The organism is Streptococcus sp. LPB0220 (assembly GCF_008727815.1).
GTDB lineage: Bacteria > Bacillota > Bacilli > Lactobacillales > Streptococcaceae > Streptococcus.
This window is the reverse complement of the sequence record NZ_CP044230.1, coordinates 1,075,267-1,093,504: the sequence shown is the minus strand read 5'-3', so window position 1 is coordinate 1,093,504 and position 18,238 is coordinate 1,075,267. Positions and strand designations below refer to the sequence as shown.

18 protein-coding genes and 1 pseudogene are annotated in these 18,238 nt (G+C 40.8%); 2 read left to right on the top strand and 17 right to left on the bottom strand.

Annotation, left to right across the window (positions count from 1 at the left end; all coding sequences use genetic code 11):
- Positions 1–222: 222 nt before the first annotated feature.
- Entirely contained in the window at positions 223–921 is a 699-nt protein-coding gene (locus LPB220_RS05805; RefSeq protein ID WP_003016564.1) for a GntR family transcriptional regulator, read from the bottom strand.
- Positions 922–1,049: 128 nt separating this feature from the next.
- Here LPB220_RS05805 and guaA point away from each other — a divergent pair, with 128 nt between their 5' ends.
- On the top strand, positions 1,050–2,615 hold the full coding sequence (guaA, locus tag LPB220_RS05800; protein ID WP_150906081.1) for a glutamine-hydrolyzing GMP synthase: 1,566 nt from the start codon (positions 1,050–1,052) through the stop codon (positions 2,613–2,615).
- Positions 2,616–2,696: 81 nt separating this feature from the next.
- On the opposite strand, the gene LPB220_RS05795 is transcribed toward guaA, so the two are convergent.
- The 12 genes and pseudogenes from LPB220_RS05795 to LPB220_RS05740 all read right to left on the bottom strand — a co-directional run bounded on the left by LPB220_RS05795 (position 2,697) and on the right by LPB220_RS05740 (position 12,693).
- Complete coding sequence (locus LPB220_RS05795; RefSeq protein WP_150906079.1) at positions 2,697–2,876, bottom strand: hypothetical protein; 180 nt, start codon at positions 2,874–2,876, stop codon at positions 2,697–2,699.
- A 66-nt stretch (positions 2,877–2,942) separates the two neighbouring features.
- On the bottom strand, positions 2,943–4,508 hold the full coding sequence (locus LPB220_RS05790) for a hypothetical protein (protein WP_150906077.1): 1,566 nt from the start codon (positions 4,506–4,508) through the stop codon (positions 2,943–2,945).
- Between the two features lie 174 nt (positions 4,509–4,682).
- A pseudogene (locus LPB220_RS05785) lies at positions 4,683–4,880 on the bottom strand (site-specific integrase); the annotation flags it as partial.
- A 75-nt stretch (positions 4,881–4,955) separates the two neighbouring features.
- Positions 4,956–5,966, bottom strand: coding sequence for a DUF1002 domain-containing protein (locus LPB220_RS05780; RefSeq protein WP_150906075.1), 1,011 nt, complete (start codon positions 5,964–5,966; stop codon positions 4,956–4,958).
- Positions 5,967–6,204: 238 nt separating this feature from the next.
- Complete coding sequence (locus LPB220_RS05775; RefSeq protein WP_023918108.1) at positions 6,205–6,807, bottom strand: lysozyme family protein; 603 nt, start codon at positions 6,805–6,807, stop codon at positions 6,205–6,207.
- Positions 6,807–7,781 carry a nucleoid-associated protein gene (locus LPB220_RS05770; protein WP_150906073.1) on the bottom strand — a complete coding sequence of 325 codons (975 nt, stop codon included), beginning with the start codon at positions 7,779–7,781 and terminating at the stop codon, positions 6,807–6,809. The genes LPB220_RS05775 and LPB220_RS05770 overlap by 1 nt, the downstream gene beginning before the upstream one ends.
- 8 nt (positions 7,782–7,789) lie before the next feature.
- Positions 7,790–9,046, bottom strand: coding sequence for a serine hydroxymethyltransferase (glyA, locus tag LPB220_RS05765; RefSeq protein WP_150906071.1), 1,257 nt, complete (start codon positions 9,044–9,046; stop codon positions 7,790–7,792).
- A 38-nt stretch (positions 9,047–9,084) separates the two neighbouring features.
- Positions 9,085–9,696 carry an L-threonylcarbamoyladenylate synthase gene (locus LPB220_RS05760; RefSeq protein ID WP_150906069.1) on the bottom strand — a complete coding sequence of 204 codons (612 nt, stop codon included), beginning with the start codon at positions 9,694–9,696 and terminating at the stop codon, positions 9,085–9,087.
- Complete coding sequence (gene prmC / locus LPB220_RS05755) at positions 9,683–10,519, bottom strand: peptide chain release factor N(5)-glutamine methyltransferase (protein WP_150906067.1); 837 nt, start codon at positions 10,517–10,519, stop codon at positions 9,683–9,685. Before prmC ends, LPB220_RS05760 begins: the two co-directional genes overlap by 14 nt.
- Positions 10,519–11,598, bottom strand: a complete 1,080-nt coding sequence (gene prfA, locus LPB220_RS05750; RefSeq protein WP_003007273.1) for a peptide chain release factor 1 — start codon at positions 11,596–11,598, stop codon at positions 10,519–10,521. Before prfA ends, prmC begins: the two co-directional genes overlap by 1 nt.
- A gap of 9 nt (positions 11,599–11,607) precedes the next feature.
- A complete protein-coding gene (locus tag LPB220_RS05745) occupies positions 11,608–12,087 on the bottom strand; it encodes a GNAT family N-acetyltransferase (RefSeq protein WP_150906065.1) in 480 nt (159 codons plus the stop codon).
- Between the two features lie 21 nt (positions 12,088–12,108).
- Positions 12,109–12,693 carry a thymidine kinase gene (locus LPB220_RS05740; protein ID WP_003007269.1) on the bottom strand — a complete coding sequence of 195 codons (585 nt, stop codon included), beginning with the start codon at positions 12,691–12,693 and terminating at the stop codon, positions 12,109–12,111.
- A gap of 114 nt (positions 12,694–12,807) precedes the next feature.
- Here LPB220_RS05740 and LPB220_RS05735 point away from each other — a divergent pair, with 114 nt between their 5' ends.
- A complete protein-coding gene (locus LPB220_RS05735; protein ID WP_001117401.1) occupies positions 12,808–12,990 on the top strand; it encodes a 4-oxalocrotonate tautomerase in 183 nt (60 codons plus the stop codon).
- A 59-nt stretch (positions 12,991–13,049) separates the two neighbouring features.
- Here LPB220_RS05735 and ilvD read toward each other — a convergent pair whose 3' ends face one another.
- From ilvD to LPB220_RS05715, 4 genes are all read right to left on the bottom strand, one after another.
- On the bottom strand, positions 13,050–14,768 hold the full coding sequence (gene ilvD / locus LPB220_RS05730) for a dihydroxy-acid dehydratase (RefSeq protein ID WP_150906063.1): 1,719 nt from the start codon (positions 14,766–14,768) through the stop codon (positions 13,050–13,052).
- A 126-nt stretch (positions 14,769–14,894) separates the two neighbouring features.
- The gene (locus LPB220_RS05725; protein WP_150906061.1) at positions 14,895–16,238 is read right to left on the bottom strand and encodes an MATE family efflux transporter; all 1,344 of its coding nucleotides are present in this window, start codon (positions 16,236–16,238) and stop codon (positions 14,895–14,897) included.
- Positions 16,239–16,348: 110 nt separating this feature from the next.
- Positions 16,349–17,611 (bottom strand): nucleobase:cation symporter-2 family protein, encoded by a 1,263-nt coding sequence (locus tag LPB220_RS05720; RefSeq protein ID WP_021153180.1) that lies wholly within the window; start codon positions 17,609–17,611, stop codon positions 16,349–16,351.
- Positions 17,611–18,192, bottom strand: coding sequence for a xanthine phosphoribosyltransferase (locus LPB220_RS05715; protein WP_003001484.1), 582 nt, complete (start codon positions 18,190–18,192; stop codon positions 17,611–17,613). The genes LPB220_RS05720 and LPB220_RS05715 overlap by 1 nt, the downstream gene beginning before the upstream one ends.
- Positions 18,193–18,238 lie beyond the last annotated feature (46 nt).

Here is an 18,238-nt window from a genome sequence, read left to right as displayed (position 1 = left end):
ATCTTTTTTTAGATCTAAAACTAGCTTCTATCTATTAATTCGTAAAAAAAATCAAAAATTGAAGAAAAAATAAAAATTTTTAAAAATTTTTTTCAAATCTTTTTTTGACCATACTATCACTATTTAGAAAGAATGACTTCAACCTAAAAAAGCTCCCAAATGCCAAAGAGAGAGAGTCTCTCAAACATTTGAAGAGTTTTTTTATTACTGTGAATTGTGAGTTTAATTGTTTTCCAAATAAAATTCGAAACGTTCGCCGACATACTGGCTTTTCACATACTCAAAAGCCGTCCCGTCTTCAAAATAGGAAACCTGTGTCAATCCTAAAATAGCCTGTCCTTTTGAAATCTGTAAGTAGTCCGCAATCTTATCTTTAGCTAATCGCGCATAGATGGTCTGGTGCGACTTTCCAATCTTATAACCATGACGCTCCAAGGTTTGGAAGAAATGGCTGGTAACCTCTTCACGATTGAAATTCTTAATAAATTTCTCTGGAATAGAGGCCACTTCATAAACAACAGGGATCCCATCAGCATACCGGACCCGTTCCATCCGAATGATGGTCTCTGTCTTATCGATGCCCAATTTGTCCACTTCTTGAAGGCTAGGAATGGTTTTCCGGTAAGAAATCACTTGGCTAGAAGGTTCCTTGCCTTGCGATTTCATAATCTCTGTAAAACTGGTTGTTCCCCGCATTTTTTCTTGGACGCGCGTGCTGGTGATAAAGGTACCACTTCCTACTCGTCTTTCAAGCACTCCCTCTTCAACCAGAAGGGTAATGGCCTGCCTAAGCGTCATCCGACTCACCTGAAATTTCTCAGCTAGATCGCGTTCGCTGGGAAGACGCTCCCCGATTTTCCATATTTTTTGATCAATCTCAGACTTAATCTGATCATGAATTTGAATGTAAGCTGGAATCATAACCTTGCTCTTTCTCTGTGTTATCTCTATTGTAGCGTAAAATTCCTAATTCTTCAATCAGAGATTGGTAAAGACAAGGCTTTTGTGTTAGAATAGAGGAAAGTAAATTTCTTTAAGAAGGGGATAAGATGACAAACCTATCAACTGATTTGCATGATGTTGAAAAAATCATCGTGCTTGACTACGGTAGCCAATACAATCAGCTTATTTCACGTCGGATTCGTGAAATTGGAGTCTTCTCAGAATTGAAGAGCCATAAGATTTCTGCTGATGAAGTTCGTGCAATCAATCCAGTTGGGATCGTTCTTTCAGGCGGACCAAACTCTGTATACGAGGAAGGTTCTTTTGATATCGATCCTGAAATTTTCGAACTCGGTATTCCAATCCTTGGAATCTGTTACGGAATGCAATTGTTGACCCATAAATTGGGCGGGAAGGTCGTTCCTGCAGGTGATGCTGGTAACCGCGAATATGGTCAATCTGAACTGACTTTGACAGAATCTTCTGCTCTTTTTGCCGGCACACCAGACAAACAATTAGTCTTGATGAGCCATGGAGATGCTGTTACAGAAATTCCGACTGACTTTATCCGCACTGGTACTTCCGCTGACTGTCCATTCGCTTCGATTGAAAATCCAGACAAGAAAATCTACGGAATCCAATTCCACCCTGAGGTTCGTCACTCTGTTCACGGTTATGATATCTTGCGTAACTTTGCCTTGAACATCTGTGGGGCTAAAGGCGACTGGACCATGGACAACTTCATTGACATGCAGATCAAAAAAATCCGTGAAACCGTCGGAGACAAACGTGTCCTTCTTGGTCTTTCAGGTGGTGTTGACTCTTCCGTTGTTGGGGTTCTCCTTCAAAAAGCCATCGGCGATCAATTGATCTGTATCTTTGTAGACCACGGTCTTCTTCGTAAAGGAGAAGCTGACCAAGTTATGGAGATGCTTGGTGGCAAGTTTGGTTTGAACATAGTCAAAGCAGATGCTGCAAAACGTTTCCTTGATAAGTTAGCTGGTGTATCTGATCCTGAGAAAAAACGGAAGATCATCGGTAACGAGTTTGTTTATGTTTTTGATGACGAAGCAAGTAAACTCAAAGATGTGAAATTCTTGGCACAAGGAACTCTCTACACTGACGTGATCGAGTCTGGTACGGATACTGCTCAAACCATCAAGTCTCACCACAATGTGGGTGGACTTCCAGAGGATATGCAGTTTGAACTGATCGAACCACTCAACACTCTTTACAAGGATGAGGTTCGTGCTCTTGGTACAGAGCTTGGTATGCCAGACCACATCGTATGGCGCCAACCATTCCCAGGCCCAGGACTTGCCATCCGTGTTATGGGAGAAATCACTGAAGAAAAACTTGAAACCGTTCGTGAATCAGATGCTATTCTTCGTGAAGAAATCGCCAAAGCTGGTCTTGACCGTGATATCTGGCAATACTTCACTGTCAACACAGGCGTTCGTTCAGTAGGTGTTATGGGTGACGGCCGTACCTACGACTACACTATCGCTATCCGCGCTATCACTTCTATCGATGGAATGACAGCAGACTTTGCGAAGATTCCATGGGAAGTCCTCCAAAAAATCTCTGTTCGTATCGTAAACGAAGTTGACCACGTTAACCGCATCGTCTACGATATCACAAGCAAACCACCTGCAACTGTAGAGTGGGAGTAGAGTAGGTTATTCAAAAAAACGCTTGAAATCAATGATTTCAGCGTTTTTATTTTCTTTATAGCACCAATTAAGCACCAAAAACTATTTTTCAATATCTAAATCTAAAATCTTTTTAACAGTTTCAGTACTCTCTTTATACATACCCTTCTTTGATTCTCTAACAATTCTGATATAATCACTACCATCTTCATCTAATTCGTAAACTCGGTATAAATCATTTTTATACTCAAATTCACAACTTAACTCTTTGTTCTGATTCATATCAACCTCATTAAATCATGTTCTTATTTATATATTTATTATAAAACTTCCTACTTTTTTAGCAAATTAATCGGATTTTAGATTTATTTTTCCTTTCACGATATCTGGTATAAACTTCGATGTTATTTCATATTCAATTGTTCTAGGAACATTTTTAAATAATAGTTTAGAAGGAAATGCCATTGAAGTGTTATGTTTCAAATACTCAATATCAAACCTTAAAATATCAGATTCTGGTTTATCAAAATATCTGTATATAAATATATCGTTTAATGAATCTTTATAATAGTTTTTTTGGCTTTCATAACTAGATGTTCTATTATATGTTAGAAGTGGAGAAACATTTATTTCTTCTGACCGTAATAAGGGTTGCTGAGGATAATCATATGCACAAACCGAATCAGTTTCACTAATTTTAAATAGTATTTCTTCTATTTTAATTTCCTGTACCTCCTCTATTATATTTTCCCCTGGATATAATAGGTCATGATGTTTTAAAAGACAACCTTTAGGTACTATTAATTTAATATCAATATCTTCATCATATGACTTACCTATATTAGAAACCATTAACTCTATATATTCAATGTTATCCATGAATGTAAAATATTCCGTGTATTCATTGAATGACACTATTTCCCAGTATAATTTTTTTAATAAAGAAAATCGGTTCCTTTCTTCATCGGTTCCAATATAAGAAGGCGCACTTTTTCCGAAAGGCGTTGGCATTTGAAGTTTATTTTTTTTCAAATTTCCTAAACACCAGAATTTCTCATGTAGTTTGATTTCCTCTTTGATAGCAAAGTCGTTTATGAGTTTTTTAAAATCATCACTAATAGTCACATCATCAGCTATTTTAGAAAGAAGAATAACGTTATCTTCTTCTTTTAGAGAACGAGTCAACTTTTTAGTATTATTATCTACTTTAGCTGGAACTTCAGAAATAACAGTTTTATTTAATTTTTCAAAATAGTCAATAATTTTCTGGTAGTTTTTATTTAAAAATTCTGAATCTAGTAAATTAAATTTTATAGGAACACAACATTCGTCAGAAGATGTATTCTTATCTCTTATTGTTAAAAGAGGTTTTAATGGTTCATTTTGAAAAGTTTCTTTTTCATTAACTAAATTTAAAAAATATAATGTTAAATGATTTGTAAAATGGCGTTTAAATTCACTTTTGTCCTTAACTGTAAAAAATATTCCTCTATCCTTATATCTTTCTTTGAAATTCTTTACAGCAGCAAATTGCTCCTCATTTATTTCTGAAGGATTTATAGGAGTATCTAGAAAATACATAAAAACTTGTTTTTTTGCTAATAACATCTCCTCAATTTCTTCTTCCGTTCCAGAACCATACCTATCTGTTGCTGTACCAAATCTTGTCCAAAATATAGCAACAGCTGCATCACAGTTCCTAACAATTTGCTTATTTAATAATTCCTGTGGTTTATCACCCGACTCAGGAAAACTATCCGTTGACCAATGCTTGACTGATACTTGTATATTATTCAAACTACCATAAAGTTTATTAAAGTTATCAACAGCTTCTTTAATTAACTCAAGATATTCATTAACATCTCCAGGGCAAGAAATTAATAAATCGTAAACAGCAACTCCTTCTCTTGGCATCAATGCCCCCCCAATAACTTAATACAATATTACATAGTTTTATGTTTTATATTAGATATACTTCTAAACAAAAAATGTAAGTTTAACCTATTATAATTATAAATTAAAATAACAGTAAAATCAATTCATTTACTGTTATATTATTAGTTAGAGATACAGAATTCACTTATCTATTTATCGCAATTTAATTCTATGCTGATTACCATTAAATCTAGTCTTTCTGATATTATTATCACTCACCACTACTTTCCCAGTCATTCTAGTAGCTACTTCTTTCATTGCATTTGGTCTTAAATGAGAGTACGTTCCAAGTGTGGTCTTAATATCAGCATGTCCTAGACGATTTTGCATTTCTAGATCATTCATTTTAAGTAGATTTTGGTTATTTACCATGTCTACTTAAGAGGTATCATATCACATCTTGTCAGGAGTGCTTTCCTGCTATTTTTAACCAACCAAACCACTAAAGAATTTGACGATGGCATTCCAGATGGCTCCGAAGAAGCCGGCAATGGCATTCCACGCATTTGTGAAGAAGTTTCCACTGTCTTTTAAAATGGCATTGGTATCAAAATTGAGATTGATATTGTTAAAGGTATCGCCTGCCTTGTCTACGATACTATCTTTCAGATCCGACAAGGTCTTCGTAAAGCTTTTGCTACTGATGACGCTACTCTTTGAGAGGTTGACTGCGAAATTCACGATCAAATTAATCTGATCACCTGTCACAGTTGTATCCAGCTTATAATTTTTCAGGGTTTCTTCGACGATCTTTCGAATATCATCCTTGCTTAAATCCTGATTGTTCTGTTTGGCATTGGCTACTGCCGTTTTTATGTCGGTCAATGCTACGTTTAACTTATCCGCATCGAAGTTTTTCTTTCCCGCGTTCTCTTCATTGATCCCTGATAGAGTCTTTAACTCTTCTTGGGCCAGATCTTTGCTTTCTTGAGAAACTTTGGCACCATTTTTTTCAAGCGAGTAATAAATACCAGCCAAGGCACTTTCTCCGGTCACTTGGATAGGAGAAGCTACTGTAATTTGAGCATGCTCTAATCCAAGTGTAACGGCTGCATTACGATACATATCTGAAGTGACCTTGGTGATATTTTGAGGTGTCACGATATTCACTTCTAGTGGCTTATTTTTGCCTAATTTTTGAATTTTAACAGAGGAATAAAGTTCCAAACTATCATCGTTGGCAACGTTCATAATCGAAGAATAAACCTCTGGTGTCATGGTTTTCCACTCTTCTTTATCTTTTGAACTATCGTAGTTCAAGAGACTCAAGGTTTGTTCGATTTGACTTTGGTCCAGCGAATAGCCCAAAACATAGTCTGGCTTGACATAGGTTTCATCAATGACTTTCTGCACATTGCTATCTGCAAAAACACGTGGGACAGCTGTCAACAAGGCCAAAGTCGTCGTTACAAACAGTGCAATCTTCTTTAATTTCATCTTTTTCTTCTTTCTAACTCAAATCAACTTTGGGTATCTCTTATTACCTTTCTCACCTCACTAGAGATGAAAAAAGAAGTAAATAAAGAGTTTACCCACTTCGATTTTCATTATACAGTTGATTTCTTAAAACTAGCTTACAGTTTTTTTAAGAATGCATGACATTTTTATTATCCCTCAAAATCGGAGGCAGAACTGATCAGCTTAAAAAAGAGCCAATCGGCTCTCTGGAAAATGATTAAAACCATGAAAATAACTTCATAATCGTCATATTGGTTTCTACTAAACGAGAATAATAAATGTTCCCCCCATTAATGTAGAGTTCCATCCCGTTTAAAAGAGAGATAGGGTGGAGGTAAAGATAAGTTTCACCGGTTACATTGCCAAGACTTGGTGCCACTACATCTCGTGAATAAGCGCGGGCCAACTCGAGGGAATTTGTTCCACCGTGTTTTGCGACGTAATCGATGTAGTCTTTCCCAAAATTATAGGCTTGAACCGCTGTCCAGCTATCAACGCCTTTTTTCTTGGCTTCTTTTAACTCATCTGAAAGAGTTTGAATTCCTTGGCGAATGCTGGCCTTATTATCACTAATAGTATTGGTCTCACCACTTGCACTCTCACTCGCCTGCATGACATCGTCCTCTCGACCTTTGGTCTCCGTATAGATCATAGCAAGAATGAGGTTTTCATTGGCCGTGGTGTCCTCCTCAGCAAGGACTTCTCTAACCAGGGAGCGGTACTGCATGACTTGTTTGACATCATGGTGGATCTGAACCCCCTTGTAGATTCCAAATATTAGTAAGATGAATAAGAAGATCTTCACTATACGTTTAATCATTATTTACTCTGTATATCCTCAATATTTTTGATCAAAATAGAATAGGTTCCGTTCTCGTTTAGAATAAATTCAACAGATTCTGCATCTTCATAGACATTATTCGGAACGATTAGTTCAATTCCATTTGACAATGACAATTTCTGATTTTCGAACTTCTTCAACTGGCGACTTGCATCAATCTCTTCAAAGGTGACAGGCTCTGGTACAGCTTCTTTAACTTGGTCAATAAAACTAAGGCGAGCTGTCAGATTGTCGTCGAAGAGATAATCCGCTAATTTCTCTGGAGAGAGTTTATTTTCTTCCTCAATATGGTTAAAAATAGCTGATTTAACCTTTGATTGAAATTGAAAATCGTCTGTGTTAAAGCTTTCCGCAATCTTCTGAGCTGTTTTTTCTAGTGCCTTGATCGATTTTTTAGGGGAGATCTTGGGTTGCGTCTGCAAGAGATTCTCAGAAAAATAGTTCAAGAAAGTCCCATTGTACTTGATCCGTTTTTCAATCAAGTGGTATTTGCGACTTTGAAGATTGATGACCAAGGCCTCATCAGCACCAGTGCCAAAACCAGGTAGATTATTTTGCGTCAGCTTAATCGGATTATCCACTTCACCACCAAGATGCGTCAGGGTTTCCCGTAAGGCAATCCGAAGAAAGGCAAAATGGTCCACCCCTTCTTTTGAGAATTGAATGAACACCAAATCGTTGGTTTTTTGATTCTCAGAGACGACAAATTCTTCCTTCCAACGATTCGCTACTGCGACCGAAGTTTCTAGTAGGTCATCTGAAATCATCTCAAGAAAAGGATTGTCCTCTTCGAAAATACCGGTCCTGGCTTCATCAGAATAAACCCGTTCAATCTTTTTGCGCAAGTATTCCTCAATTTTAGGCGTGATATTGAGCAATTTATCTGCCAGATAAAGATCGGTATCGTCGGGGCTAAATTGATGAATGATGGCTTTTTTTACGTAAATATCCATAAGATGGTTTAGTCCTCGTAAAGTGGAAAGGCGTCTGTCAAGGCTTTAACTTGGCTACGCACTTCGTCTAATACTTCTTGATTGTCCGCATTCTTCAGCGCTTTGATCATCAGTTCAGCAACGGTGCGACTTTCTTTTTCACCAAAACCACGAGCGGTGATGGCCGCTGCACCAATCCGAATCCCACTGGTCTTAAATGGAGACAAGGTTTCATAAGGAATAGAGTTCTTGTTGAGGGTGATATTGACTTCATCCAACAAGTTTTGCGCCACTTTCCCATTTTCAACGACTTTAGTGACGTCGACAAGGAAAAGGTGGTTCTCTGTTCCGCCTGAAATAACGCGGAAATCAGGATCTTGCAAGAAGACATCAGCCATGGCCTGACTATTCTTAATCACATTAGCTGCATACTCTTTAAAGGCAGGATCCAGCGCTTCTTTGAAAGCGACAGCTTTGGCTGCAATGACATGCTCCAACGGTCCTCCTTGAATACCAGGGAAAATAGCAGAGTTAATTTTCTTAGCTAATTCCTCGTCATTGGTCAAGATCAGACCTCCACGAGGTCCACGAAGGGTCTTGTGAGTGGTCGTAGTCGTGATGTGGGCATAAGGAACTGGACTTGGATGAAGACCCGCTGCCACGAGACCAGCAATATGGGCCATGTCAACCATGAGCTTAGCTCCTACTGCATCTGCAATCTCACGGAATTTTGAGAAATCAATAATATGAGAGTAGGCTGAGGCACCAGCAACGATGAGTTTTGGCTTCACTTCTTGGGCTTGTTTTAAGATGGCATCAAAATCCAAGAGCTCTGTTTCAGGATCTACACTATAAGACACAAAGTTATAAGTTTGACCAGAGAAGCTCACAGTAGCTCCGTGCGTCAAATGCCCACCGGCAGCTAGATCCATCCCCATGACGGTATCACCAGGCTCAATCAAGGCCATATAGGCAGCACAGTTTGCCTGACTTCCTGAATGCGGTTGAACGTTCGCAAATTTAGCGCCAAAGATTTCTTTGGCCCGTTCGATCGCGAGACTTTCGACCACATCGACCACATCTGTCCCGCCATAGTAACGACGACCAGGATAGCCTTCGGCATATTTATTGGTCAGAATAGACCCTTGAGCAGCCATCACTGCCTTAGAGACGACATTTTCAGAAGCAATCAATTCAATATTGTTTTGTTGACGCTCTTCTTCTTTAGCGATCGCATTCCATAGGTCTGCATCATAGGCTTTGTAATCTTCTTTATCAAAAATCATCGGTCTACTCCTTTATAAAAAATTATTTATGTACATTATCACTGAGGAAGTTTATCATCCTCAAAGGAAAGCTCTGGCACTTGTGCAAGCAAATCAGCTTGTGTAATCGAACCTTGCCGCAAAATCCTGGCTTTAGAACCAGAGATATCCAAAATAGTTGAATCTTGGCCAGTCAAGAAGTCATCATCCTCTATACCAGGAACCACTTGATCAAATTCGCTTACAATAGCCTCATACTTTGTTCCACTTGCATGACCTGAAAGATTAGCCGAGGGACCAACCAAAGGACCGTACTTACGAATTAATTCCAACGTTTTTGGGTGAGCCGGAATACGGAAGCCAACTGTATCCAATCCTGAATGAATCCAGCCAGGTACCTTGTCATTCGCCTGAAGGATAATAGTCAGAGGTCCTGGTAAAAATGAATCAACCAGTTTTGTTAAATAACTAGGTTGATTTTTCGAATAAAGTCGAATTGCTTTTTCATCGGCTACATTTAAATTCAGAGCCTTGTCTCTAGGTCTACGTTTTAACTCGTATATATAATCGACTGCCTCTTGATTCAAAGCTTTGGCAAAAATACCATAGACTGTTTCAGTTGGCAGAATAACCGCACGTCCTGCTTCTAATTCTTTCTCAATGTGATCCATTGTCTACTACTACCATTCTATCTTGTCCAAATTGGTCTTTCAGAACGCGAACGCGTTTGTCGGGAAATGCCTCTTGAAAAAGCTCTTTTACCTTGCTTCCTTGCTTATAGCCAATTTCTAGGTAAATCTTTCCATCTGGTGTTAAAACACTTGGTGCTTGCTGGGCAATCTTTTCGTAGATGGCATATCCATCACGATCCGCAAAAAGAGCTAAGTGGGGTTCAGAGGCTAAAACATTGGCTCCAACCTCTTCTACATCATCCCGAGAGATATAGGGAGGGTTGGATACAATCAGGTCATAAGGACCTTCTAGTTGATCCAGTACATCTGACGACTTGAAGGCAAGGACTGCTTCTAGCTGCTTGGCATTTTTTTGAGCCAGGGCTAAAGCCTCTTCTGATACATCGCTAGCTTGAACCCGCCAGGCAGGTCTAGCAAGGGCTAAGCTAATAGCGATAGCACCACTTCCTGTACCAATATCCAGAACTCGTAAGGCTTTCTCATCGTTTTCTTCGAGAATTAGAGCCACCAACTCCTCTGTTTCTGGGCGTGGAATCAGCACGCGCTCATCCACTGTAAAAATATGGCCACAGAATTCTGCACTGCCAATAATATATTGGGCTGGGACGTGATATTTCAACTGCTCAAAGATGGATTCAAGCAAGGCCTGATCCTCTACTTCCACTTCTTTTTGCAAGGCAAGGACAAAGTCTGTAAAAGTCCAGTTTTTTAAAGCTCGATACGCGAAGGAGAGGCTTTCTGCTTCCTCTCCAACGGCTATTAATTCTTCTTCATACTGGGCTAATAATGGTCCCAACAACATTATTTGTTCAACTCTTCTAGTTTTTGTGTTTGATCATACAAGACCAAAGCATCGACCACTTCATCTAATTTACCAGATAAGATGGTATCCAGTTTTTGAAGGGTCAAGCCAATCCGGTGATCGGTCACACGGTTTTGAGGGAAGTTGTAAGTCCGGATCCGCTCTGAACGGTCACCAGTCCCGATAGTAGACTTCCGCTCAGCGTCTTGCTCGTCTTGGGCAATCTGAGCAAAGTGGTCAGCCACACGCGCACGGATGATCTTCATGGCTTTTTCGCGGTTCTTCTGTTGCGTCCGTTCTTCCTGCATCTCAACCTTGATATTGGTTGGCAAGTGGACGATACGAACGGCTGTTGCGACCTTGTTGACGTTCTGTCCACCCGCACCAGATGCGTGGTAGATATCAATCCGAAGGTCTTTTGGATCAATGTCGTACTCGACTTCTTCAATTTCTGGCATGACCAGAACGGTTGCTGTAGAGGTATGGACACGCCCTTGGCTTTCAGTCACTGGAACCCGTTGTACCCGGTGGGCACCAGATTCATACTTGAGTTTTGAATAAACCGATTGACCAGAAACCATGGCTACGACTTCTTTGATCCCACCAACGCCATTGTAGGAAGCTTCCATAACTTCAAAGCGCCAACCTTGGCTTTCCGCGTATTTTTGGTACATCTGCAAGAGGTCACCAGCAAACAATTGGGCTTCGTCTCCTCCAGCTGCTCCACGGATTTCCAAGATAATGTTCTTGTCATCGTTTGGATCTTTTGGAAGAAGTAAGATCTTCAGTTTTTCTTCGTACTCTTCTTTTTCAGCCTTAGCATCTTTTAGCTCTTGCTTGGCCATTTCTTCCAAGTCCGCATCGCCGCCTGCTTCCTTAATCATTTCCTCAGCGTCAACAATGTTTTGAAGGACTTGCTTGTACTCACGGTATGCTGTCACCGTATCACGAGTGGAAGCTTCTTCTTTTGAAAGCTCCATAAAGCGTTTGGTATCAGAGACCACATCGGGGTCACTCAATAATTCTCCTAACTCTTCGTATCGGTCTTCTACAGCTTGTAGTTGATCATAGATATTCATTTTCGCTCCTTAATTCTTGGTTGTTAGATCATAGATTGCTACAATTTCGTTTTCTATGACTTCGCCAGTTTCTTTAAATCCATAATGGAGATAGCAAGATCTCGCTTGATTATTTTCCGGTTCATAAGATAACCAAAGACTTGTTGCTTTTCCAGCTGGTTCTTTTCGAACAAAGTCAATGACTGCATCCATAGTCGGTTTAAAATAGCCTAAACCTTGAAATCGTTTATCGATCATAAAACGAAATAACAAGTAGTTCCCCTTGCTGATCCCAATTTTCTGGTCATAGGCAATCATAACAAAACCAACTAATACTTCCTTATCATAAACTGCTAAGGGAGCTATAAAATCACCATTTTTATCATATACATAGGCTTCAGCTAAGCTAATGGAATTGGATGCAATAAAATTCCTTTGATTTGGATGAACTTCTAGATTTAAAACGTCAAAATAATTCTCTATCGTAATATCTTTTAAACAAATAGACATTATTATCCTCTCTAAAACGTTCTAGACGCTTTCGGTTGGTATGTCTGGATTAAAATAATGCTTGCGGCAAACCGAGATATAGGTCTCGTGTCCACCGATCTGGATCTGCTCTCCATCATAGACAGGTTTACCCGCTTGGGTACGCAAGACCATGGTTGCCTTGCGGGAACAGTATTGGCAGATGGTTTTGATCTCCTCGATCTTGTCGGCTAACAAGAGGAGGTGTTTGGAACCTTCAAAGAGTTCATTTCGGAAATCATTTTTGAGGCCAAAAGCCATAACCGGTACATCCAGTTCATCCACGACTCTTGCCAAGTCATAGACATGGTGGCGTTTCAAAAACTGAGCTTCATCGATTAACACACAGTAAGGTTTGATTGTTTGGTTTTTAATAAAGCCAAAGATATCCGTATCGTCTTCAATTGCAACGGCTTCTCGTTTCATACCGATCCGACTAGAAACCACTCCTACTCCATCTCGTGTATCGATTGCCGAGGTCATGATGACGACGCTCTTGCCTTGCTCTTCATAATTATGGGCCACCTTCAAGATCTCAATGGTTTTTCCCGAGTTCATGGTCCCATATTTATAATATAATTGTGCCATTTTCCTTTTGTTCTCTCTAAAATGTGTTTCATTATCATTTTACCATAATTTCGCTAAGCTTTGTATCCCAAAATGTGATAAAATAGTCCTATAAAAAATTTAGGAGGTGGCCATATGCCATTTGTACGAATTGACCTATTTGAAGGACGCACCTTGGAACAAAAGAAAGCCCTCGCTAAAGAAGTAACCGAAGCTGTTGTTCGCAATACTGGTGCTCCTCAGTCAGCAGTTCACGTTATCATTAACGATATGCCTGAAGGAACCTACTTCCCTCAAGGTGAAATGCGCACCAAATAATGGTTCCACTAAAAAAGCCTTTCTTGCTTGTGATATCACATAGCAGGAAAGGCTTTTTCTTATTTTTCTTGGGCTTGACGTTCTGCTTTCCGTTCTTCGAATTCTTCGTCACTCATCAAGGTTCCGCCGACATTGGCTGATTTGGCAAAGGCTGTATAACGACGCAACCAACCGCTGGAGATTTTTGATTTGAAAGGTTTCAAATGTTTGCGACGTTCTGCAAGAGTGGCATCATCGACAAGCAAATCAATAGTACGATTTGGAAGGTCAATCACGATTTCGTCCCCATCTTCAATCAAGGCGATATTACCACCTTCTGCCGCTTCTGGAGAAACGTGACCAATAGCAATCCCACGAGTAGCTCCTGAGAAACGACCATCCGTAATCAGTGCCACATCCTTACCAAGACCGCGTCCGACAATCTTAGAAGTTGGTGCTAGCATCTCTGGCATACCAGGTCCACCCTGAGGACCCTCGTAACGAATGACAACGACATGTCCCTTCTTGACTGTTCCATTGTCAATCAACTCAAGGGCTTGATCTTGTGAATCGCAACAGATGGCCTTTCCGCGGAAAGTGGTCACAGATGGATCGACCCCACCGACCTTGATAACCGCCCCATCCTGAGCGATATTTCCATAAAGGATCGACAAACCACCTACAGGTGAAATCGGATGCTCGATTGGATGGATAATTTCTTGATTTTTGATTTCAGCACCAGCTACGTTTTCTTTCAAGGTTTTACCAGTAACTGTGATACGATCACCCTTAATGGCACCTTTTTTGATCAACTGATTGATAATGGCTGGAACACCACCAGCTTCATGCACATCATGCATAGTGTAAACACTTGAAGGAGCAATTTTAGAGAGATAAGGTGTCTTCTTAGCAATCTCGTTGATATCTTTGAGATCATAGTCAATCCCTGCTTCACGCGCAATAGCCAGCGTATGAAGCACCGTATTGGTTGAACCACCCATGGCCATATCGAGCGCAAAAGCATCGTTGATGGCTTCTTTGGTCACGATATCCCGTGGACGGATACCCTTTTTAATATTCTCTACCAATTGTTTGGCTGCTTGACGAACCAATTCCCGGCGTTCATCTGAAACAGCTAGGATAGTACCATTTCCAGGAAGAGCAAGGCCTAATACTTCCATCAAACAGTTCATGGAATTGGCAGTAAACATACCAGAGCAAGAGCCACAAGTTGGACAGGCATTTTTTTCCAAGAAATCCAGCTCATCCATGCTCATATCACCAGCTTGATAAGTACCTACAGCTTCAAACAAACTTGAGAGCGTCGCTTGATGCCCCGTCATGTCAACGCCGCCCTTCATGGGTCCACCAGAACAAAATACGGCTGGTACATTGGTCCGCATAGCTGCCAAAATCATTCCTGGTGTAATCTTATCACAGTTGGGAATATAGAAAACACCGTCAAACCAGTGGGCATTGATGACCGTTTCAGCAGCATCTGCGATCAACTCGCGAGATGGCAAACTATAACGCATCCCGATATGGCCCATAGCAATCCCATCATCCACACCGATGGTATTAAATTCAAAAGGAATCCCACCAGCCTCGCGAATATCTTCCTTGGCAACATCTGCTAATTCACGCAGGTGAACATGGCCTGGAACGATATCAATATAGGAGTTACAAATGGCAATAAAGGGCTTTTGCATATCCTTTGCTGATTTTACTTGCCCTGTCGCATAGAGGAGACCACGCGCTGGTGCTCGGTCGATCCCCATTTTGATCATATCACTTCTCATCTTGTTCTCCTTCTAGTTCTTCATTTCTACCTCCTAATCTTACCACTTTGACATCAATTGTCAAGAACTTTCAGAAAATTTATAATATTCACGGTACATAAAAAGCCTGGTTTCCCAGACTTCATTTTAGTTTGTTTGTTTTTTTTCGATCTGCCAGAGCCGAAGTTGGTAACAAATTCCACTCACGACAAGGCTAGAAATAAGGCCGATCCAATAAGCATAGGGACCGAGGTTGGTCACATGGTCAAGGAAAATCCCTAGTGGGATAGAGATACACCAATAACTAAAGACTCCTAATAAGAATGGAACGGTTGTATCCTTATATCCCCGCAAAATCCCTTGAAGGGGTGCTGCGAAGGTATCGGCTACTTGGAAAAAGAGGCTATAGGTCATGAAAATAGCTGTTTGTTGCACAAAGACTGGGTCCTTGCCGTATAGCCCTGCCAGTTGGAAGCGGAATGTATAGAGAAAGACGAGGGTGACAATCGCAAAGCCAAAGGCTGTCAGTCGTCCCAAACGGCAATATTGTTTGACCACTTCTGGTCTTCCTGCTCCCAGTTCGTAAGATACGATAATCGCCATAGTACTGGAGATACTAACTGGGAAAGCATACATCAGGGTAGAAAAATTCATGGCCGATTGGTGGCTCGCAATGGTCAGTGATGGGAATTTTGCCATTAACAAACCAACCAGCGAGAAGATGATGACTTCTGCAAAAACAATTCCACCAATTGGAAGCCCAAGGCGCAGTACTTCTTTCATCCCTTTAAAATCATAAGGTTGAGGCTTCCACAATTGGAAAGGTGCTACCTTGGGGTGTTTGCACAAGATCAAAACCGCAATGGCCAACAAGACCCAGTAGGCCAGAGAGGTTCCAAGACCTGCTCCTGCTCCTCCCATCTCAGGAAAACCAAATGCTCCATAGATCAGGATATAGTTAAAACAAGCATTGAAAGGCAAGAGCAAGAGCATCAAGTACATGGATAGACGCGTCATGCCCAAGGTATCGAGGAAGGTCCGCACGATACTAAAGAGCAACAAAGGTAAGATTCCTAGAGAAAGGAAATATAAGTAGCGAATGGCTATTTGAGCAACAACATTTTCTAAGCCGATCTGCTTGAGAATCATGGGTGCAATCCCCCAAACAAAGCCTATTAAGAGAATGGCCATACCAAATGACAGATAGAGGAATTGGTAAAAATCGCCAGCAATCCGTTCTTTATTTCCCTTTCCTAAATGATGCCCAACAATCGGTGTCAGCGCAGAGACAATCCCTGTCAGGAAAGTAAATAATGGATTCCACAGACTGGTAGCTGTAGAAACACCAGCCAAATCAAGGGTCCGGTACTGACCGGTCATGGCTGTATCGACAAAGCTGGCTGAATAATTGGCCAATTGGTAGATTAAAATCGGCAAAAATAAACTCAAAAACAAGCGCAAGCGCTCTTTAAAGTGATAGGTTAAATACATGATTCTAACTCTCTTCTCATCAAATAAGATTCTCTCCTCTTCCACTCTACTATATGTTTCCTTAAAAGTCAAAAAAACCGAAGATCCAAGGACCTCCGGTTCATGTGAGATTAGTGTTTATTGCGGTTTAAAATAGCATTGAGAACGATCGCTAAGACACTGGCAACGACAATTCCGTTTGCAAAGAACATTTGGAATCCTGTTGGAAGGCCATTGAAGAGGGTGCTGTTGTTCAAACCAACCCCTGCAGCAATCGATACAGCAGCGATCAAGAAATTGTGCTCATTGTGTTCAAAATCAACACGCGCAAGAATCTGCATCCCTTGAATCGATACAAAACCAAACATCACTAGCATCGCTCCCCCAAGAACTGGACTTGGAATGATTTGTGCTAAAGCTCCAAACTTAGGAAGGAGACCAAGAAGAACAAGGAAACCAGCCGCATAGTAGATTGGAAGACGAGTCTTGATACCAGACAATTTCACCAAGCCGACGTTTTGTGAGAATCCGGTGTAAGGGAAGGTGTTGAAGATACCACCGAGGAGAACGGCCAACCCTTCAGCACGATAACCATTGCGAAGGCGCGTGCTATTAATTGGATCTTTGGTAATATCAGAAAGAGCAAGATAGACACCAGTCGATTCAACCATGGAAACCGTCGCGATAATACACATCATCAAGATTGAGGTGATTTCAAACTTAGGAGCTCCAAAGAAGAAAGGTGTTGGAACGTGAACGACTGGTGCTTGCGTCACAGGTGTGAAGTCTACCAAGCCCATAGAAGCCGCAATGGCAGTACCTACGATCAAACCAATCAAAATTGAAATGGATTTAATAAAACCAGTCGTATAGATATTAACGACTAAAATGATGAGAATAGTCACCACAGCCAAAATCAAGCTTTGAACGGTTGGTTTTGGCGCATTATTTCCCATATTTCCAATCGCTACTGGAATCAAAGTCAAACCAATGGTTGTAATAACGGATCCCGTTACAATTGATGGGAAGAGATTGGCAATCTTAGAGAAGAAACCAGAGACAAGGATGACATAAATCCCTGAAACAATCAAGGCACCAAACATGGCCCCACTACCATGGCTAGCCCCGATCATGCTGAGAGGTGCCACAGACTGGAAGGCAACCCCAAGGACTACCGGAAGACCGATCCCAAAGTATTTATTGAGCTGCACTTGAAGGAAAGTTGCTACCCCACACATGAAGATATCTGTAGAGATGAGGTAGGTTAGTTGATGAGCGTTATAGCCCAAAGCTCCTGCGATCATGATCGGCACCAAAATAGATCCCGAATACATGGCCAAAAGATGTTGCAAGCCTAGAATGGCCGCCTGTGAATGGCTTTCTTGTTTTTGCATTAGATGTCTGCCTCCTTAAATACAACCTGACCATTTTCAAAACGGTCCAAACGTGCGAGGGATACAACTGGATATCCCAACTCTTCTAACAATCCTCGTCCATCTTGGAAGGATTTTTCAATCACAATCCCAATCGCTTCGACTTGAGCCCCGGCTTGTTCGATGATTTGAATCAATCCTTTGGCTGCTTGACCATTTGCGAGGAAATCGTCAATGATCAAAACCTTATCTGATGGATCCAAGAATTTACCAGCAATCGAAACGGTGCTGGTGACTTGCTTGGTAAAGGAATAAACCTCAGCCGTCAAGATGCCTTCATTCATCGTGATGTTTTTCGCCTTCTTAGCAAAGATCATGGGAACATCCAAGGCTTCAGCTACATAAAGGGCAGGTGCAATCCCAGATGCTTCAATGGTCACGACTTTGGTCACACCAGCATCTTTGAACCGGTCCGCAAAAGTCTGACCAATTTCTTTCATCAATTTGAAATCCACTTGGTGGGTCAAAAAGGAGTCCACCTTGAGGATATTCTCACCTAAAACATTGCCATCTTTTAAGATGCGCTCTTCAAGTAATTTCATACTTCCTCCTACTTTTTTAAAAAATCCTCTACTTCATTCACAAAAT